Source organism: Embleya sp. NPDC005971 (assembly GCF_040629175.1).
GTDB lineage: Bacteria > Actinomycetota > Actinomycetes > Streptomycetales > Streptomycetaceae > Embleya.
The window spans coordinates 48,205-67,363 of the sequence record NZ_JBEXUX010000016.1; the positions used below are offsets into that span (position 1 = coordinate 48,205).

Annotated in this window: 17 protein-coding genes; 10 read left to right on the forward strand and 7 right to left on the reverse strand. The window is 70.7% G+C overall.

All coding sequences use genetic code 11. The annotated features are described in order from the left end of the window. Positions 1-195 precede the first annotated feature (195 nt). The 4 genes from ABZ374_RS16495 to ABZ374_RS16510 all read left to right on the forward strand — a co-directional run bounded on the left by ABZ374_RS16495 (position 196) and on the right by ABZ374_RS16510 (position 3,402). Positions 196-1,152, forward strand: a complete 957-nt coding sequence (locus tag ABZ374_RS16495; protein ID WP_360311414.1) for a hypothetical protein — start codon at positions 196-198, stop codon at positions 1,150-1,152. 80 nt (positions 1,153-1,232) lie between these two features. Next, positions 1,233-1,589, forward strand: a complete 357-nt coding sequence (locus ABZ374_RS16500) for an immunity 51 family protein (protein ID WP_360311416.1) — start codon at positions 1,233-1,235, stop codon at positions 1,587-1,589. 106 nt (positions 1,590-1,695) lie between these two features. Continuing rightward, the gene (locus ABZ374_RS16505) at positions 1,696-2,688 is read left to right on the forward strand and encodes a GlxA family transcriptional regulator (RefSeq protein ID WP_360311418.1); all 993 of its coding nucleotides are present in this window, start codon (positions 1,696-1,698) and stop codon (positions 2,686-2,688) included. A 90-nt stretch (positions 2,689-2,778) separates the two neighbouring features. Further along, entirely contained in the window at positions 2,779-3,402 is a 624-nt protein-coding gene (locus ABZ374_RS16510) for an isochorismatase family protein (protein ID WP_360311420.1), read from the forward strand. A 27-nt stretch (positions 3,403-3,429) separates the two neighbouring features. On the opposite strand, the gene ABZ374_RS16515 is transcribed toward ABZ374_RS16510, so the two are convergent. Next, complete coding sequence (locus ABZ374_RS16515; protein ID WP_360311422.1) at positions 3,430-4,092, reverse strand: class I SAM-dependent methyltransferase; 663 nt, start codon at positions 4,090-4,092, stop codon at positions 3,430-3,432. An 84-nt stretch (positions 4,093-4,176) separates the two neighbouring features. Between ABZ374_RS16515 and ABZ374_RS16520 the strand changes: the two genes are divergently transcribed. Further along, positions 4,177-4,827 carry a TetR/AcrR family transcriptional regulator gene (locus ABZ374_RS16520; RefSeq protein WP_360311424.1) on the forward strand — a complete coding sequence of 217 codons (651 nt, stop codon included), beginning with the start codon at positions 4,177-4,179 and terminating at the stop codon, positions 4,825-4,827. A gap of 140 nt (positions 4,828-4,967) precedes the next feature. On the opposite strand, the gene ABZ374_RS16525 is transcribed toward ABZ374_RS16520, so the two are convergent. Continuing rightward, on the reverse strand, positions 4,968-7,682 hold the full coding sequence (locus ABZ374_RS16525) for an immune inhibitor A domain-containing protein (protein WP_360311426.1): 2,715 nt from the start codon (positions 7,680-7,682) through the stop codon (positions 4,968-4,970). Positions 7,683-8,226: 544 nt separating this feature from the next. On the opposite strand from ABZ374_RS16525, the gene ABZ374_RS16530 reads away from it, so the two are divergent. Then, the gene (locus ABZ374_RS16530) at positions 8,227-8,490 is read left to right on the forward strand and encodes a hypothetical protein (RefSeq protein ID WP_360311428.1); all 264 of its coding nucleotides are present in this window, start codon (positions 8,227-8,229) and stop codon (positions 8,488-8,490) included. Positions 8,491-8,616: 126 nt separating this feature from the next. On the opposite strand, the gene katG is transcribed toward ABZ374_RS16530, so the two are convergent. After that, positions 8,617-10,845, reverse strand: coding sequence for a catalase/peroxidase HPI (gene katG, locus ABZ374_RS16535; protein ID WP_360311430.1), 2,229 nt, complete (start codon positions 10,843-10,845; stop codon positions 8,617-8,619). Between the two features lie 469 nt (positions 10,846-11,314). Between katG and ABZ374_RS16540 the strand changes: the two genes are divergently transcribed. From ABZ374_RS16540 to ABZ374_RS16550, 3 genes are all read left to right on the forward strand, one after another. Next, on the forward strand, positions 11,315-11,725 hold the full coding sequence (locus ABZ374_RS16540) for a Fur family transcriptional regulator (protein WP_360311432.1): 411 nt from the start codon (positions 11,315-11,317) through the stop codon (positions 11,723-11,725). A gap of 197 nt (positions 11,726-11,922) precedes the next feature. Further along, positions 11,923-12,828, forward strand: coding sequence for a sulfate adenylyltransferase subunit CysD (gene cysD, locus ABZ374_RS16545; protein ID WP_360311434.1), 906 nt, complete (start codon positions 11,923-11,925; stop codon positions 12,826-12,828). Between the two features lie 2 nt (positions 12,829-12,830). Next, positions 12,831-14,090: a GTP-binding protein gene (locus tag ABZ374_RS16550; protein WP_360311436.1), complete on the forward strand. Its 1,260-nt coding sequence runs from the start codon at positions 12,831-12,833 to the stop codon at positions 14,088-14,090. A gap of 19 nt (positions 14,091-14,109) precedes the next feature. Here ABZ374_RS16550 and ABZ374_RS16555 read toward each other — a convergent pair whose 3' ends face one another. The 4 genes from ABZ374_RS16555 to ABZ374_RS16570 form a co-directional block, all read right to left on the reverse strand. After that, on the reverse strand, positions 14,110-14,490 hold the full coding sequence (locus ABZ374_RS16555; RefSeq protein WP_360311438.1) for an STAS domain-containing protein: 381 nt from the start codon (positions 14,488-14,490) through the stop codon (positions 14,110-14,112). Between the two features lie 147 nt (positions 14,491-14,637). Continuing rightward, entirely contained in the window at positions 14,638-15,291 is a 654-nt protein-coding gene (locus ABZ374_RS16560) for a hypothetical protein (protein WP_360311440.1), read from the reverse strand. After that, complete coding sequence (locus ABZ374_RS16565; protein ID WP_360311442.1) at positions 15,288-16,202, reverse strand: sigma factor; 915 nt, start codon at positions 16,200-16,202, stop codon at positions 15,288-15,290. Before ABZ374_RS16565 ends, ABZ374_RS16560 begins: the two co-directional genes overlap by 4 nt. Then, positions 16,199-16,381 (reverse strand): hypothetical protein, encoded by a 183-nt coding sequence (locus tag ABZ374_RS16570; RefSeq protein ID WP_360311444.1) that lies wholly within the window; start codon positions 16,379-16,381, stop codon positions 16,199-16,201. The genes ABZ374_RS16565 and ABZ374_RS16570 overlap by 4 nt, the downstream gene beginning before the upstream one ends. A 368-nt stretch (positions 16,382-16,749) precedes the next feature. Between ABZ374_RS16570 and ABZ374_RS16575 the strand changes: the two genes are divergently transcribed. Further along, positions 16,750-19,152 carry an excinuclease ABC subunit UvrA gene (locus ABZ374_RS16575; protein WP_360311446.1) on the forward strand — a complete coding sequence of 801 codons (2,403 nt, stop codon included), beginning with the start codon at positions 16,750-16,752 and terminating at the stop codon, positions 19,150-19,152. The last annotated feature ends 7 nt before the right edge of the window (positions 19,153-19,159 follow it).

Consider the following 19,159-nt stretch of genomic DNA (forward strand, 5'->3'; position numbering starts at 1 on the left):
CGTACGCGGGGACAACAATAGGCACACGCCCGATGGCCCTTCGGGGTGTCTCCGATGGCGATGTCCGCTGTGCGGCGGTTCACCCCGGGGTGGGCGCCGCGGCGCCACCGTCCGGCCCGTGCGGCGGAACCGGGCCGGCGGGTGCTGCGTCACACCGGCGCCGCGCAGGGAGCGCGGCGTTGGGGAGGTGGACCCGTGTCCGTTCCCGCACCACGACTTGTCCGCACTCTCGTGATCGCGCTGTTCGCCACCGCCGTGGCCGGGTGCGGTGCGGAACGGGACGGCGACGTCTCCGCCGGGCGCCCTCCGGGGCAGACCGGCGACGAATCGGCCGAGGCCGGCGCGCGGGCGCAGCGGGACGCGGAAGCGGCCGCCGACCGCTGGGAGGCCGATCGTGCGGCGGACAAACCGCGCCCGTTGCTGGTCCGCGGCGGCCTGCCCGTCCAGCTCGGCGACTGGGAGCCGAACAACCACGCCTTCAAGGTCTCGCTCGGCGACGGCTGCTTCGCGCCGCCCGCGTCCGGGGTGTTGCCGCCGACTCCGCCGGACGGCGAGGTGCGCTGGGTGGACGGGGTCGTCCAGCGCCGCCCGGCCACGGCTCCGCTCCAGGGCTACGGCAGGTCCGTGCCGACCGAGCTGAGGTCCCGGTGCGGAACGGCGGAAGCGCCCCGGCTGACCGTCACTTCCGTGTCCGCGACGACCCGAACCGTGCAGACCACCGAGGGCCCCGCGACCGTCCCGGCGTGGGAGCTCGCGTTCGCGGACACCTCGGTCCGGGTGATCGGCCCCGCGGTCACCGACGACCCGTGGCCGACCCCCGGCCACCCGCTCGACAGTGCGGACACCGCGACCGTGGGCGCGGACGGCCGCACGGTGACCGTCGGGTTCGGCGGTGCGCCGGACGGGCCGGGTCCGTGCGGCAGCGACTACCGGGCGGTGGTGGTCCAGCGCGACCGGGTCGTCGCCGTGGCGGTGGTCGCCATTCGCAAACCCGGGCCGACGGTCGACCGCGACGGCCGGCGGGTCGGATGCCCCCTGATGGCGGCCTCGCGCACCGTTGCGATCACCCTCGACGCGCCCTTGGCAGACCGCGCCCTGATCGGCACCGGCGGCCTGCCGCTCCACCCCCCGCCGACGGGCCCCCTGGACTGAGCGCGCCCCGCCACCGCCCTGCCACTGCCGCGGCCGACCCGTGCCCGGTCCCTGTCGTGGTGACCCTCTATGGTCCGGGCATGACCGATCGAGAGACGTACGCTCCACTGATGTTTTTCGAGTCCGACCACACCCCGGGTTCCTACAGTCTGCTGCTGAGCGACCTCGCCGACCCGCGCGTGATGGCGGTCTTCGAGCGCAACGGGCAGTGTTCCCACGGCTACGGCTGGGAGGGGGTGGCCCGCTCGGTGGTGCGCAATCGTGCGCCCGAATTGGCCGACCGGTTCCGGTACGACCCCGAGGGAAGCATGTTCGTCGCCTACGGCACCGACCCCGACGCCCTGCGTGCGCTCGGCGCGATCCTGCGCGACGCCTTCCACGACGACGACCTGTTGGCGGACCTGATCCGGACGGGAGACCCGAACGAGTTCGACTGAGGGGCCGCGTGCCCCGTCACCGGCTCGCTCGGCCGCCCGCCACGATGTCCGAATGTGACAGGAGGGCGTCATTGCGGTCATCGGTGGCGGCGGTGAGGATGGGCTCATGCCCCTTCCCCACCGGGTCGTCATCGCGGTCTTCCCCGATGTCGATCTCCTCGACGTCACCGGCCCGGCCGAGGTCTTCGCGCTGGCCAACCTGGAGACCGAGGGCCGCGCCGAATACCGGGTCCGCCTCGCCGGGCCGGCCGCCGGCGCGGTACGCACGTCGGCGGGGGTGCGGCTGCTGGCCGACCTGGCCTTCGACGAGGTCGGCGACGACGTGGACACGCTGCTGGTGCCGGGCGCGGTGGAGAACACCGACGACGGGCCGGTGGCCCTGGTCGATCCCGATGTCGTGGCCTGGGTCAAGGAGACCGCCGGACACGCCCGGCGGGTGGCGTCGGTCTGTGTCGGCGCGCACGTGCTGGCGGCGGCGGGCCTGCTGGACGGGCGGACGGCGACCACGCACTGGTCGACGTCGGCCCAACTCGCCGCCGAGCATCCGGCCGTCACGGTCGACCCGGACCCGATCTTCCTGCGCACCGACTGCGGCCGGTTGTGGACCGGCGCCGGGATCAGCGCCTGCCTGGATCTCTCGCTCGCGCTGGTGGCGGAGGACCGGGGCGAGGAGGTGGCCCTCGCGGTGGCCCGACAGTTGGTGATGTACCTCAAGCGGCAGGGCGGGCAGAGCCAGTTCTCCGTACCCCTGAGTCGGCCCGCCACCGGCCGCCGGGACATCGACGAGTTGCGGCTGTGGATCGCCGACCACCTGGACCGGGACCTGTCCGCGGAGGTGCTGGCCGCCCGGATGTGCCTGAGCGAACGGCAGTTCGCCCGCGTCTTCAAGCAGGAGACCGGCGTCGGTCCGGCGGCCTACGTCGAAGCCGCCCGGGTCGAGGTGGCCCGACGCCTCCTGGAGACCACCGACGACCCGCTCGACCGGGTCGCCGGCGCCGCCGGGCTCGGCTCGGCGGAGACCCTGCACCGGGCGTTCCGGCGGCAATTGGCGATCACCCCGGCCGCGTACCGCCGACGCTTTCGAACCCGGATCGACTGACCCGGCCGACCCACCGCGATCCGCTGCGCATTTTCCGGGCAGGACGGACGACTCCGCCCTGCCCACAACCCCGACGAAAGGCACTCGCCCATGAGCACGAACCAGCCCTCCACGACCCTGCGCGATGTCATCGGCCTGGACAACGAGCCGCCCGGGCAGGCCGACTCGGTGCTGATCATGGTCGACTTCCAGAACACCTACCGCACCGGCGTGATGGCCCTGGACGGCGCCGAGCAGGCCCTCGCCGCCGGCGCCCGGCTGTTGGCCCGCGCCCGCGCCGCAGGCACCCCGGTGGTGCACGTGCTCAACGACGGCGGCGCGAACACGCCATACGACATCCGCGCCCACATCGGCGCCATCAGCGACGAAGTCGCCCCGGTGGAGGGCGAATCGGTCGTGGTCAAGGAGTTCCCCGACTCGTTCCACCGTACCGAGTTGGTGCGCGTCCTGACCGACCTGGGCGCCGCACCGGGCAGCAACAAGGATCTGATCATCGCCGGCTTCATGACCCACATGTGCGTCAACTACACGGCCCAGGGCGCCTTCAATCTCGGCTACCGCCCCACCGTCGTCGCCGAGGCCACCGCCACTCGCGCGCTCGCCGCCCCCGACGGCACGGTGTTGCCCGCCGCGGGCCTCCAGGCCGCCGCGCTGACCACCATCACCGACCTGTTCGGCGTCGTCGTCCCCACCGTCGACGCCCTGCCCGCCTGATCCGATACCGGCCGGCGATCGCCTCGCTCACAGGCGCACGCTGATCTCCATGCCGTCCTCGATCGGGAAGCTCACGTTGTGATAGCCGTTCTCCGGATCGCGGACGTAGTCCAGGTAGGGCCGAAGACCCTCCAGGACGATGTCGTCGGCCACGACGAGGGTGCCGCGGCAGAGCTGCGGTTCGAGCAGTCGCAGGACCGGCAGGCACAGGTCCTTCCAGCCGTCCAGCAGCACGAAGTCGGCGGGCACGGTCAGCTCGCCGAGGGTCTCCAGGGCGTCTCCCTCCAGCACGGTGATCACATCGTCCAGACCGGTCTCGACGAAGGTGCGGCGCGCCGCGGCGATCTTGTCCTTGCTGAGTTCGGTGGTCACCACCCGGCCGGTGCCGTTGTCGCGGACGGCCGCGGCCAGGTACAGCGTGGAGATGCCGAAGGACATGCCGAATTCGACCACCGTGTTCGGGCGGACGGCGCGGACCAGGTTGTAGAGCAGGGCCCCGCCGTCGGCGGAGATCGGCATGTAGATCTCCGCCGCGGCGTCGGCGTGCTCCCGGGGCGACAACCGCCCGAATCCGCCGGGCACTTCCGCGGCCAGGCGCGCGGCGACCTCGTCGTCCCGTTCGGCCTGCTCGAACATTCGGTCGAGGGTCGCCCGTACTCGGGGGTCGGCAAGCGTGTTGGTGTATGTCATGGATTCTAGAGTAGACGCAACGTTGCGTTGAATCAAGATGCAATACCCTCCCCCGTGGCAGACAAGACGACAGGGGCAGGCGAGATGGCATCCGGGACACGAGACGTCGAGGTGGACGGCGCCGGCGGATCCGCACGACAACACCACGGCAACCGGCACGGCCGCAGCGAACAGGCCCGGCTGGCGGTGTTGGAGGCGGCCGACGACCTGCTCGCCGAGAAGGGCTTCGCCGGCGTCACGATGGAGGGCATCGCCGGCCGGGCCGGCGTGGCCAAGCAGACCATCTACCGTTGGTGGAGCACCAAGACCGACGTCCTGCTGGACGCCTTCCTCCAGGACGCCGCCGAGGACCTGACCCCGCCCGACTCCGGGGACCTCGCCCACGATCTGCGGGACTACCTGCGGCGACTGGCGCACTTCCTCGCCGAGTCCGACTCCGGCGCCGTCTTCCGGGCGCTGATCGCCCAGGCCCAGCACGATCCGGCCTTGGCCGTCGACTTCCGCGCCCGCTGGCTCGACCCACAACGTCGCCGCGACCACCTGTCGCTCGAACGCGCGGTGCACAGCGGCCGGCTGCCCGCCGACCTCGACATCGCGACCGAGACCGACCAGCTCGTGGGCCCGCTCTACTACCGCGTCCTGGTGACCGCCGACCCGGTCGACCACGCCTTCACCGACCGCCTCGTCGAGACGTTCCTGCGCCGCCACCCGTCGAGCACGCCCGAGGCTCCCTGACCGACTGCCGCACGTGCGCCCGCGGTGGATCCAGGCATGCGTCGGCCCCCACGACCGGGTCGTGGGGGCCGATGTCGCACCCGTCCTCGCGTCCGTGCCGGCGCGGCGACCGTGCCGGCGGAACTACCGTGCCTGCGCGGTTACTTGCGCGCGGGCACGATCCACACGACGGCGCCCTTGTCACCCGACAGCGGGTAGACCGGGAACACCGTCACGCCGTACGCCTTGTCCCAGCCGGGGTTTCCGGAACCGAGCACCGAGGAGAAGAACGGCTTGCCGTAGTTCGCGTAGTCCGGCGAACCGTCCGTCTTGGTCACCCGGGTCGAGTACGGGGCCCGCGCCGGGATCACCGTCGAGCCGGTGACGTCCTTGGCACCGAAGCCGGTCGCGTTGGCCTCCGCACCCGGCGCGTAGCCGAGCGAGTCGGAGAAGAACCGCACCGGCTCCTGCTTGGCGAAGGTCGCGCAGTGGTCGCCCGCCCGACGGCAGGCCCGGAACCCGGCGGTGTCCTTGAAGCTGAACGCCGCGTTCGCCGACTGCACTCGGGGTTCGAGGTTGGCGGCCGAGTTGGACGGCGCGTCCGGGAACCGGTAGGGGTTCGGGTTCGCGTCGACCAGGAGCAACTCGCCCTTGGCGCCCCACGACGGGGACTTGTCGATGTTGTCGAGCACACCGTTGTTCGGGTACGAGGTGTCCCGCAGCCACACCAGCAGACCCGGCGCGTTGTACGCGAGCTTCTCGCGCTTGCCGCTCTCGCCGAACGTGTAGGTGTACTTCAGGCCCTGGTCGAAGCCGGACATGTTGCGCCACTCGAGCAGGTAGTACCGCTCGCGGCTGAACGTTCCGTCGGACTTGACCCAGCCGGCGCCCTTGGTGCCCGCGCCGACCGAACCGCCCTGCGCGGTCCAGCCGTTGTCGTCGGCCCCCTCGACGTCGTCCGACCACACCGTGGTCGCGCCGTTGGTGAGCGCGAAGTCGTCCGCGACCCAGCCCTTCTCCTGCGTCGCCGCGTCCGTGTCGACGCCGAGCCGCAACTTGATGTTCTGCCCGGCGTACGGCGTCAGGTTCACCTGGTCGTGGCGCCAACCGTTGCTGCTGCCGGTCAACCCGGTGCTCTTGCGGAACCGTCGCAGGTTCCCGTTCGGGTCCGGGTAGTCCGGCGGGGTCGACACGAGCGCGCCGGCCTCGTTGCGAACCTCCAGTTGCGTCCAGGTGGTGCCACCGTCGGTGGACACCTCGACGAAGCCGAAGTCCCAGTCCTCCTCCAGGGCGTAGTCGGTCCACCACTGGAACTTCACGTCGGAGCCCGCCGGAACGGCGATGTCGCGGGCCAACTTGACGTCGGCCCAGTCCTGGTCGTTGCTGGAGTACCACGCCTTGGCGCCGCTGTGCGGCGTGCTGAACCTGGTCACCTGGTCCGGCAGGTTCACCCGGACGGCCTGCTTGGTGCCCCTGGGGGTCTTGGCCGCCTGTCCCAGCGTGGCCAGTGCGGGCCGGTCGCCCACCTTCAGGATCTCCGGCGTCAACCAGCCCAGCGTGTACTTGGACCACGCGCTCATGTGCGCGGGCATCGACTGGAACAGCGGACCGGAGTGCGATCCGTTCGCCATCAGGTCCCAGAAGTTGACGTCCGAGGCACCGCCGGGAGTGCTGCTGAAGTTGTCGTACAGGTCCGGCAGACCGAGGTCGTGGCCGTATTCGTGGGCGAACACGCCCACGCCGGAGTCCTCCGGCTGCACGATGTAGTTGGAAACCTTCAGTTGGGTCCCGGGGACCGTGTAGCCGCCCGCCACGGCGCTGGAGTGCGCCCAGATGGCGTACGAGCCCTCGGCGCCGCCGCCGGTGGACTTGTCCTTGCCCGAGTGCACCAGGACCAGGTGGTCCACCACGCCGTCCGGCTCCTGCGTGTTGCCGTCGCCGTCCGCGTCGCCGGTGTCCTCCTTGTCGTAGTCGGCCCACGGGAAGTTGGGCTGACTGCGCGCGAGTTCGTTCACCGCGTCGGTGGCGAGCGTCTCCGCGCCGCCCGGGTTGTTCGGGTGGCCGCCCATGTCCTGCTCACGCTTGCCGCAGCGGCCGGCGCCGTACCACGCCTCGGAGTGCGGCACCTTGATCCACGGGGTGGCGGTGCCGGACACGGTGTACTTGCCGCCCGACATCTCCTCGTACATGTTCTTCATCGTGTAGCCGGAGACGTCGATGCCCGGCTTGCCGTCGGGACCGGTCAGGTCCGGACGCATGCGTTCGGTGATGCCCTGCTTGGTGTAGAGCATCTTGTTGAAGTGTTCCGGGCTGAAGTCCTTGACCCACGGCGTGTTGTTGTCGTTCCCGGTGAGTGCCGGGTCCGGAATCTCGTTGTGCAGTGGGCCGTTCTTGATCGTGCCCGGCGGTTCCACCACGCAGGAGGCGTCGGTGACGCTCGCCCTGCGGTTGAAGCCGGAGAAATCGTCGTTGGCTTTCTCGTTGAACTCGACGAGAACCGTCAACAGTTTGGCATCCTGCTTGGCACCTGGCGCCAAGCCGGCCTTTTCCGCCTTGAGTTGCTCCGGGCTCTTGCCCGTGCGCTGGGCTTCGGCCTCCAGAAGCCGCAGTTGCGATGCGGCGCGAGGGTTGCCCTCGCGTTCCTTGCTGCCGCCGCCCGCCTTGGCCTTGCGGGCCTTGTCGGCGGCGGTCGCTGCCGCATCGACGCGGCCGTCGGGACCGATCTCGGCCTCGACGGGGTTGAAGTATTGATCCTCGGGGCCGGGATTCCATACGGCTTTGGTGGTGTCCACACGCGCGGCGGCTGCGGACGACGTGATGCCCGGTGCCGCGGTCAGTCCCGTGACCGCGAGGAGCGAAACGGACAGTAGCGTCATCGGGCCACGCAATCGCCGGATGGCTCGCGGCGGTGTACCGCCGCGCCCGGGTATCGCTCGACTCAAGATGGTCTCCCCTCCGCCCGGAAGATGGTTCCGGACGCGAAGCGACGCCGATCAGGGTGCTGTGGTGCCGTTTTGCGCCCACGACGTCGAGCAGTTTCGGCAGAAACCCGACGCCTGCTCCCACCAACCGTCGGGTCACGGCGACCGGTGGGAAACGGGCCGGGTGACCGGACCCTAGAGGCGCGAGTGACGGCTGAGGCAGAGGAGACCAAAGGTTCTTTGCGAACTCTTTACCTTGTGTCCAAGTGCCCTACGAACGGCGGGACTTCGGCCTCGTCCGGGCACCGTTCGGATCAAGCCACGGAGTCAACTTTCGTCATTTGCGCAGCCATCTTTCGTAGCTACCGCGCAGGTCCGCCGGCCGTCATTCTGGTGCCGCTCGCGCGCCGGTCCGGGCGGCGTGCGGTCGTGGGCGGGACGGTGTGTCGTGCCCCGGGTTCGGCGCGCCGATGCCGGCCCCGCCGACCACACTCGGGGGATGGACATCCTCGAAACGCACGGCACGCTCTCGCTCCCCGGTCGGGGCGAGGTCGAGGTGACGCTCGACCTCTACGACCCGCCGCGCACCGACGACGTGCTCCCTCGCGGGTGGACCGCGGTCGTCACCTCCGGCCCCGACCTCGCCGTCGGCGAGCAGGGCCTGCTCTTCCTGGCCGCCCAGGACGGCCTGATCGCCAATCCGTTCACCGTCCTGGCGAGCGACGACCGCACCGCCCGGATCGCCGCCCACGACCCGTCGTGAACCGGCACCGCCCCGCCGGCCGACCGAGCCCGGAAATCACCGTCGGGCAGCACTGCGGCCCCGCCGTCGGGGTGACGGGGGGCCGCGGTGTCCGGGTCGGCGGTGGGGCCGACCCGGACATGGAGCTCAGGAGCGGTCGAACCGGTCCAGGTTCATCACCTTGTCCCACGCGGCGACGAAGTCGTGCACGAACTTCTCCTTCGCGTCGTCGCTCGCGTAGACCTCGGCGAGCGCCCGCAGCTCGGAGTTCGACCCGAAGACGAGGTCGACCCGGCTACCGGTCCAGGCCACCTCGCCGGCGGCGTCGCGACCCTCGAACGTGCTCGCGTCCTCGGAGGTCGGCTGCCACGTGATGCCCAGGTCGAGCAGGTTGACGAAGAAGTCGTTGGTCAGCACGCCGGGGGTGGCCGTGAAGGCGCCCAGCGACGACTGCCCGTGGTTGGCGCCCAGCACCCGCAGGCCGCCGACCAGGACGGTCGTCTCCGGCGCGCTCAGCGTCAGCAGGTTCGCCCGGTCGATCAGCAGGTATTCGGCCGCCAGCCGGTTGCCCTTCCCGAGGTAGTTGCGGAACCCGTCGGCGGCCGGTTCGAGCGCGCTGAACGACTCCACGTCGGTCTGCTCCTGCACGGCGTCCACCCGGCCGGCCGTGAACGGGACCTCGACGTCGAAGCCCGCGTCCTTGGCGGCCCGCTCGACGGCGGCGACACCACCGAGCACGATCAGGTCGGCGAGCGAGACGCGCTTGCCGTCGGTGCGGTCGGCCTCGAACGTGTCCCGGATCCCCTCCAGGACACCCAGTGCCGCGGCGAGTTCGTCGGTCTCGTTGACCGCCCAGCCGATCTGCGGCTGGAGGCGGATGCGCGCGCCGTTGGCGCCGCCGCGCTTGTCGCTGCCGCGGAAGGACGAGGCGGACGCCCACGCGGTGGACACGAGCCGGGACACCGACAGGCCCGAGTCGAGGATGCGGCTCTTGAGCGCGGCGATGTCCGCGGCGTCGACGAGTTCGTGCGTCCGCGCCGGCAGCGGGTCCTGCCACAGCAGCGTCTCGGTGGGGACCTCCGGCCCGAGGTAGCGCGCGACCGGACCCATGTCGCGGTGGGTCAGCTTGAACCACGCGCGGGCGAAGGCGTCCGCGAACTCGGCGGGGTTGTTCAGGAAACGCCGCGAGATCTGCTCGTAGGCCGGGTCGATCCGAAGCGAGAGGTCGGTGGTCAACATCGTCGGCGCGTGGGTCTTCGACGCGTCGTGGGCATCCGGCACCGTGCCCGCGCCGGCGCCGTCCTTCGGCCGCCACTGGTGCGCGCCGGCCGGGCTCTGGAACAGTTCCCACTCGTACCCGAACAGGATCTCGAAGAAGCTGTTGTCCCAGGTCACCGGGGTGGTGGTCCAGATGCCTTCGAGACCGCTGGTGATCGCGTCGCCACCCTTGCCGGTGCCGAAGGAGCTCTTCCAGCCCAGGCCCTGCTGTTCGAGCGGCGCAGCCTCGGGGTCGGGGCCGACGCTGTCCGCCGGGCCCGCGCCGTGGGTCTTGCCGAAGGTGTGGCCGCCGGCGATCAGGGCGACCGTCTCCTCGTCGTTCATCGCCATCCGGCGGAACGTCTCGCGGATGTCGCGGGCCGCGGCCAGCGGGTCCGGATTGCCGTTCGGGCCTTCGGGGTTGACGTAGATCAGGCCCATCTGGACCGCACCGAGCGGGTTCTCCAGATCCCGGTCGCCGCTGTAGCGCTCGTCGCCGAGCCAGGTGGTCTCCGGGCCCCAGTACACGTCCTCGTCGGGCTCCCACACATCCGCCCGACCGCCGCCGAAGCCGAAGGTCTCGAAGCCCATCGTCTCCAGGGCGACGTTGCCGGTGAGGACCAGCAGGTCGGCCCAGGACAGGTTGCGGCCGTACTTCTTCTTCACCGGCCACAACAACCGGCGGGCCTTGTCCAGGCTCGCGTTGTCCGGCCAACTGTTGAGCGGGGCGAAGCGCTGCTGGCCGGCGCCGGCGCCGCCGCGGCCGTCGCTGATCCGGTAGGTGCCGGCGCTGTGCCAGGCCATCCGGATCATCAGCGGGCCGTAGTTGCCGAAGTCGGCCGGCCACCAGTCCTGCGAGGTGGTCAGCACCTCGGCGATGTCCTGCTTCACGGCGGCGAGGTCGAGGCTCTCGAACGCCTCGGCGTAGTCGAAGTCCTCACCCAGCGGGTTGGCCACGGCCGGGTTCTTGGCAAGGATCTTCAGGTTGAGCCGCTCCGGCCACCACTGCCGGTTGCCGCCGCCCTGCGTCGGGTGCGGGGCGCGTCCGTGGGCGACCGGGCAACCGCCCGCGCTCTCGGTCTTCGCGTCTACGACGATTGCGTCATGGTTCTCAGACATGGGAATCCTTCCGGACCAGGCGGATCACAGTGCGTTGGAACTGCGGGTCACGGTGCTGGGGAATTACCGGCGGTGGAGCGATGGGGGCGGCGAAATCCGGTCCGCCCGGTGCAGGTCTCGGGCGCGGCGGCCCGAGGGCGAATGCGATCACGGTCGCCACATACCCGTCGCACGCCCGGGAGGCGATCGCCTCGACGCCGAGGTGGTCACCCTCCGGAACGCTCCGGAGCAGCGCGACGCGGGTGGCCGTCATGGGCAGGCCGGTACCGCGCGGCTTCTCGACGGGGGTGCCGTCACGTCTGGATCTCCTGCCGTAGTGGGGTCTTCTCTGCCCCTTGGCTACCGCCGGAACCGATCCTACGATGGACAGAGTCCAAGTCAAGATGCCCGCCAATCCCGTACTCAACCGGAATCCGGACGTCCACCGGTAAACTTTGGCATCCCACTGAGCCTGAATAGGTGAACCGACATGAGCGACCTGCTGGAGCGGCTGCGCGAGCGCGGTTGGCGGATGACCTCGCAGCGGCGTGTCGTTGCGGAGGTCCTCGACGGCGACCACGTACATCTGACGGCCGACGAGGTACACGCCCGCGCGGCGCAGCGACTGCCCGAGATCTCCCGAGCCACCGTCTACAACGCCCTGGGCGAGCTGGTCTCGCTCGGCGAGGTCAAGGAGGTCTCCACCGACGGTCGGGCCAAGCGCTACGACCCCAACGCCCACCACCCGCACCAGCACCTGGTGTGCTCGTCCTGCGGCACGGTGCGCGACGTGCACCCGACCGGCAATCCGCTCGGCAACCTCCCGTCGGACCAGCGGTTCGGCTTCACCGTTTCCGAGGCCGAGGTCACCTACCGGGGCCTGTGCCCGTCCTGCGCCTAGGACTCGCGCCGGAATTCGCCCGAATCGAGGTGGGGGGTATTCGCGCGACCTTCGACCGTTGCAGTGCGTGATGACGCCATGCCAATCAAGTTAGCTTCTTGTGAAGGCAGTTGATTGGCGGTTAACTTCGCTGAGCTGACAGCCCGTCAGCTCTTCGAGGGGCGTGGCGTCTCGCTTGCGAGAGATCGGAGTCCGCCGTGAGTCATCGGCTCACCCACCTGAAAGCCCTGGAGTCCGAGGGCATCCACATCATCCGAGAGGTGGCCGCCGAGTTCGAGAACCCCGTCCTGCTGTTCTCCGGCGGCAAGGACTCGATCGTCATGCTGCACCTGGCCATCAGGGCCTTCGCGCCCTGTCCGCCGCCGCTGCCGATCATGCACATCGACACCGGCCACAACTTCCCCGAGGTCGTCGCCTTCCGCGACCATCGTGCCGCCGAGGCCGGCGTGCGGCTGGTCGTCGCCTCCGTGCAGGCGTCCATCGACGCCGGCCGGGTGGTCGAGGAGAGCGGACCGCGCGCGTCCCGCAACCGCCTCCAGACCACCACGCTGCTCGACGCCATCGACGAACACCGCTTCGACGCCGTCTTCGGCGGCGCGCGGCGCGACGAGGAGAAGGCCCGCGCCAAGGAGCGCGTGTTCAGCTTCCGCGACGAGTTCGGCCAGTGGGACCCGAAGAACCAGCGGCCCGAGTTGTGGAGCCTGTACAACGGCCGGCACCGCCGCGGCGAACACATCCGCGTGTTCCCGCTGTCGAACTGGACCGAGCTGGACATCTGGCAGTACATCGCCGCGCAGGGCATCGAACTGCCGTCGCTGTACTACGCCCACCGCCGCACGGTCGTCGAACGCGACGGCATGTTGCTCGGCGTCACCGACGTCACGCCGCCGCTCGCCGGCGAGAAGCCGTTCGAGGAGACCGTGCGCTTTCGCACCATCGGCGACGCCACCGGCACCGGCGCGGTCCGCTCCACCGCGGCGAACGCGCACGAGGTGGCCGCCGAGATCGCCGCCACCCGGATCACCGAGCGCGGCGCCACCCGCGCCGACGACCGCATCTCCGAGGCCGGCATGGAAGACCGCAAACGCGAAGGGTACTTCTAGGGATGAGCACCACCGAACTGCTGCGGATCGCCACCGCGGGCTCCGTCGACGACGGCAAGTCCACCCTGATCGGCCGCCTGCTCTACGACTCCAAGGCCGTCTTCGAGGACCAACTGGCCTCCGTCGAGGACACCTCCCGCCGCCGCGGCAACTCCTCGCCGGATCTGTCGCTGCTCACCGACGGCCTGCGCGCGGAACGCGAACAGGGCATCACCATCGACGTCGCCTACCGCTACTTCGCCACGCCCGGACGCAAGTTCATCGTCGCCGACACCCCGGGCCACATCCAGTACACCCGCAACATGGTCACCGGCGCCTCCACCGCCGACCTCGCGATGGTGCTGGTCGACGCGCGCAAGGGACTGCTCGAACAGTCCCGCCGGCACGCCTTCCTCGCGTCGCTGCTGCGCATCCCGCACCTGGTGTTGTGCGTCAACAAGATGGACCTGGTCGACTACGACCGGGCCGTCTTCGAGGCCATCCGCGCCGAGTTCACCGAGTTCGCCACCCGGTTGGAGATCCCGGACCTCACGTTCGTCCCGATGTCCGCGCTGCACGGCGACAACGTGGTCACCCGCAGCCCGCGGATGCCCTGGTACGAGGGCGCCGCGCTGTTGCACCACCTGGAGGAGGTGCACGTCGCCTCCGACCGCAACCTGGTCGACGTGCGCTTCCCGGTGCAGTACGTACTGCGACCGCGCGAGGACGTGCACCGCGACTACCGCGGCTACGCGGGCACCGTGGCCGGCGGCGTGTTGCGCCCCGGAGACGAAGTGGCGGTGCTGCCCTCCGGGTTCACCACCCGCATCGCGGCGATCGACGGGCCCGACGGCCCGGTGGCCGAGGCGTTCCCGCCGATGTCGGTGAGCATCCGGCTGACCGACGACCTCGACGTCTCGCGCGGCGACATGATCTGCCGCCCGCACAACCGCCCGAGCGCCGGCCGGGACCTCCAGGCGATGGTGTGCCTGCTCACCGAACACGGCGAACTGCGCCCGGGAGCCGGTTACCTGGTCAAGCACACGACCCGCACCGCGCGAGCCGAGATCACCGCACTGCACTACCGCCTCGACATCAACACCGGACACCGCGACCTCGGCGCGACGGCCCTCGCGCTCAACGAGATCGGTCGGGTCACGCTGCGCACCACCGCCCCGCTGCTGCACGACCCGTACCGGCGCAATCGCACCACCGGCAGCTTCATCCTGATCGACGAGGCCACCGATGAGACCGTCGGTGCCGGCATCCTGCTGGACGACTGATCGCCCCGGCGCGCGGCGGTCACCCCCGGATCGGGCAGGGGCCGCCCTCGTCGGTGTCGGGAAGGGCTTCGAGGATCGTGAAGTCGGCTCGCATTCCCGGTAGTTGCAGGATGTGGCGGACGAACGCGTCGACCCGGTACAGGTGCATCGCGCCGTTCCGGGCGGCGGCCCGGTCGCGTCCGCGGGCGAGGGCGGAGATGGCCCGGGCGCCGAGGAAGCCGACCTCGCCCAGATCGACGATCACGTGCGCACCCTCGATCCCGGTCAGGGCGTCCAGGGCGCGGGTGAACAACGGGACGGTGGCGACGTCGAGTTCGCCGCGCGGGGTGAGCACGAGATGGCGTCCGTGCGATCGCGTCGACAGTTGCGGACGAGCGGGAGCCGGGTGGGTGCGGGTCACGGCGGATCCACCTTCCTGACGATGGGCGGGCGCGGGATCGACGTGGCGGGCGGCGCCCGGCGGGACCGGGAGCCACCCGCCACGTCGGCGGGAGGGGTGCTGTCGGAGCGGAAACGGGGTGTGGTCCGGTACTGCGCGAAGAGGCGGTCAGGCGGTGTGACCGGCGGCGGCGAGCAGGCGGGGGAAGCAGGCGTTCGGGCGGCAGATCTCGCCCAGGTCGGGGTCGTCCACCTCCTCGATGCCCGGTTCCACCCGGGCGACGTACGCCTGCGGATCGCCGGAGCCCTCGACCTCGGCCGGGGCCGGCGCCGTGGTGGTCGCGTGCAGTCGGCCGGCCCAGTGGTGGGCGTCCGCGGGTTCGCCCTCGACCCGGTGATGCAGCGTCAGCAACCGCATGGCCTCGACGTTGTCGGCGCCGGCCGCATAGCGCCACCAGAACGCGGCGGGCGCGGGCCGGCCGGTGAGGTAGAGCAGACAACCGAACACCAACGCCCCTGCGGGCAGCCGCTTTTGTACGAAGTCGCCCAGTCGCGGGCCGGTGGTCGGGCGGGCGACGACGGCCTGGCAGCAGTGCTCGAGTTCGGCGGCGGCGGCGTTCTGGGCGGCGTGGGCGTCGGCGAACCCGGGCCCGCGCGGCGGGCCGATGGTGGTGGGACGGACCAGGGTGGCCAGGAGTTCCTCCTGGACGATGCGGTCGGCCAGCCGCCGGATGGCGCCGGCCGGGTCGTAGTCGGCGAAGGCCGCGTCCATCGCGCGTCGGCGTTCCTGGAGGGCGTGGTCGAGCGGGGTGAGGTGGTTCATGCGTTCGGTTCCCGGGGGTGCGTTGGGGTCGGTGGGGTGGCCTCGGCCGATGCGTGGTGTTCGGCTCGGCCGAGGGCGTTGGCCAGTTGTTTGCGGGCGGCGTGCACGTGGCTGCGAACGGTGGAGATGGTCACGCCCAGGTAGTCGGCGACGTCCTGGAGCGGCAGTTGCATCACCAGGTGCAGGCGGGCGCAGGTGGCCCGTTTGGCGGGCATCGCGGCGATGGTGCGATCGAGGGTGTCCAGGTGCGGGACCAGGGCGGCCGGATCGCTTGCGGTGGTGGAGGCGACGTCGGGCGCGCCGGGTGCGGTGAAGTCGATCGGCACCTCGGGGCTGCGCCCGCGCCGGCGACGGATGTCCACGACCCGCCGGCGCAGGATCTCGTAGGCGAGCGCGAGGGGTGGACCCGGGTGCCGGACGATCTCGCTCCAGCGCCTGGACAGCGCGAGCAGGACGTCGGCGACCGCCTCGTCCGCGTCGTGCGGGCAGCCGAGGTTCTTCCAGGCGTGGTCGGTCAGCGTCTGCTGGTGCTCGCGACAGAACCGGACGAAGTCCGCCGGCGCGTCCAGCACCGGACCGCCGGGGGCCGGGCGCAGCCGATCGAGGCCGTCCCGCACCAGGTCGCGGCGCAGCCGGCGGTCCTCCAGGGCGTCGGTGAGCATCCGGAAGGCCCGCTTGACCGGCGGGGCGGGCTCGCGCAGGACGTCGTCCCAGCACTGGTACAGGGTGAGCAGGACGTCGGCGACCAGGTCCTCGGCCTCGGGGCGGGAGCCGAGGTGGTCGTAGGCGAAGCGGGTCAGGGTCGCCTGGTGGCTGTGGCAGAAGGCCACGAAGTCGTTGGGCAGGAGGTCCACCAGATCCACGTCCACGGCCTGGGCCCGGGCCTGCTCCGGGTGTCGGGGTTCGGTCATCGTCCGCCGCCCTTGCCGCGCGCGAGGCACGTGCGGTGATATCCGGGACCGCAGCGGTGGTTCGGCTCGGGGACCACCGGGCCGCGTATCAGGGCACCGAGCGGCGCGCGCACGACGACGATCAACACGCCTATGACCAGCCACAGTTGTCCGGCCTCGGGGCCGAAGATTTGGTTCAAGGCACGGTTCCTTCCGTGAAGTCCGGCACGGACCCCTCCGGGCACCGAATGGGTGTCCCCGGCGGTCCACGAGGCCCGAGGGCCTCTCACCCGTTAACTCGTCCGCCGGGCCCCTCGTGTCCAAGTCGGGATCGCAAAATCTCGCACATCGCCGCAAACGACTACACGTTCTCGCCCCACCAGGCAGGACGCCGGGCAACCGCGGGGAAATCGATCATGAATCGAGAAGCGCGGGCCACCGGGCCGCCGCTAGCGTGAGGGCACGGACCGCACCCCACCGGGGAGTGCGGTCCGAAACCGATTGCACGGAGCCGGGCGACGCCGGCGGAGGCCGCGAGAGCGGATCCGCCCGAACGGATGGAGTCACGATGAGCAAGGCCAAGAGGACGGACTCGCAGTCGCCTGCGTCGCACGTTGCCGACAGCCACGACCTGATCCGGGTGCACGGCGCGCGGGTGAACAACCTCAAGGACGTCAGCGTCGAGATCCCCAAGCGTCGGCTGACGGTGTTCACCGGCGTCTCCGGCTCGGGCAAGAGCTCCCTGGTGTTCGGCACCATCGCCGCGGAGTCGCAGCGGCTGATCAACGAGACGTACAGCGCCTTCGTCCAGGGCTTCATGCCGACCCTGGCCCGGCCGGAGGTGGACGTCCTCGAAGGGCTGACCACCGCGATCCTGGTCGACCAGCAGCGCCTGGGCGCCGACCCGCGCTCCACCGTCGGCACCGCCACCGACGCCAACGCGATGTTGCGCATCCTGTTCAGCCGACTCGGCGCACCGCACATCGGCCCGCCCAGCGCGTACGCCTTCAACGTGCCCTCGGTCCGCGCGAGCGGTGCCATCACCGTCGAGCGCGGCAACAAGAAGGCGGTGAAGGCGACCTTCAACCGCACCGGCGGCATGTGTCCGCGCTGCGAGGGCCGAGGCACCGTCTCCGACATCGACCTGACCCAGCTCTACGACGACTCCAAGTCGCTCAACGAGGGTGCGCTCACCGTCCCCGGCTACAGCATGGACGGCTGGTACGGCCGGATCTTCGGCGGCTGCGGCTTCTTCGATCCGGACAAGCCGATCCGCAAGTTCACCAAGAAGGAACTGCACGACCTCCTGCACAAGGAGCCGACCAAGATCAAGGTCGACGGGATCAACCTGACGTACGAGGGGTTGATCCCCAAGATCCGCAAGTCGATGCTGGCCAAGGACGTCGACGCGTTGCAGCCGCACATCCGCGCGTTCGTGGAGCGGGCGATGACGTTCACCGTCTGCCCCGAGTGCGAGGGCACCCGGCTGAGCGAGGGGGCCAGGTCCTCCAGGATCGCCGGGATCAGCATCGCCGACGCGTGCCTGATGCAGATCAGCGACCTGGCCGCCTGGATCCGCGAACTCGACGCGCCGTCGGTGGCGCCGCTGCTGGAGTCGCTGCGGCAGACCCTGGACTCGTTCGTGGAGATCGGGCTCGGCTACCTCTCGCTGGACCGGCCCGCGGGCACGTTGTCCGGCGGCGAGGCGCAGCGGGTCAAGATGATCCGCCACCTCGGCTCGTCGCTGACCGACACCACCTACGTCTTCGACGAACCCACCATCGGGCTGCACCCGCACGACATCCAGCGGATGAACGGCCTGCTGCTGCGGCTGCGGGACAAGGGCAACACGGTGCTCGTGGTGGAGCACAAGCCGGAGACGATCGCGATCGCCGACCACGTGATCGATCTCGGCCCCGGCGCCGGGACGGGGGGCGGCACCATCTGCTTCCAGGGCACCGTCGAGGCGCTGCGCACCGGCGGCACCGTCACCGGCCGGCACTTCGACGACCGGGCCGTGCTCAAGGAGAAGGTCCGCACGCCCACCGGCGCGCTGGAGCTCCGCGGCGCGAGCACGCACAACCTGCGCGACGTGGACGTGGACGTGCCGCTGGGGGTGCTGGTGGTGGTCACCGGCGTCGCCGGGTCCGGCAAGAGTTCGCTGATCAACGGGTCGCTGATCACCGACTCGCAGGCCGCCGGCGTGGGAGTGGTGTCCGTCGACCAGGGGGCGATCCGCGGGTCGCGGCGCAGCAACCCGGCGACGTACACCGGTCTGCTCGACCCGATCCGCAAGGCGTTCGCCAAGGCCAACGGCGTGAAGCCGGCCCTGTTCAGCGCCAACTCCGAGGGCGCCTGCCCGACCTGCAACGGCGTCGGCGTCGTCTTCACCGACCTGGCGATGATGGCCGGCGTCGCGAGCGTGTGCGAGGAGTGCGAGGGCAAGCGGTTCGAGGCGTCGGTGCTGGAGTATCACTTCAGCGGTCGCGACATCAGCGAGGTGCTCGCGATGTCGGTGACCGAGGCCGAGCAGTTCTTCGGCGCCGGGGAGGCGCGCACGCCGGCCGCGCACGCGATCCTGGTACGGCTCGCCGATGTCGGGCTCGGCTACCTGTCCCTGGGGCAACCGCTCAGCACGCTGTCCGGCGGCGAGCGGCAGCGGCTCAAGCTGGCCACGCACATGGCCGAGAAGGGCGGCGTCTACGTCCTGGACGAGCCGACCACCGGACTGCACCTCGCCGATGTCGAGCAGTTGCTCGGCCTGTTGGACCGGCTGGTCGACTCCGGCAAGTCGGTCGTCGTGATCGAGCACCATCAGGCGGTGATGGCGCACGCCGACTGGATCATCGACCTCGGCCCGGGCGCCGGTCACGACGGCGGCCGGATCGTCTTCGAGGGCACGCCGGCCGACCTCGTCGCCGACCGCACCACCCTCACCGGCGAGCACCTCGCGGCGTACGTGGGCGCCTAGCCCTGAC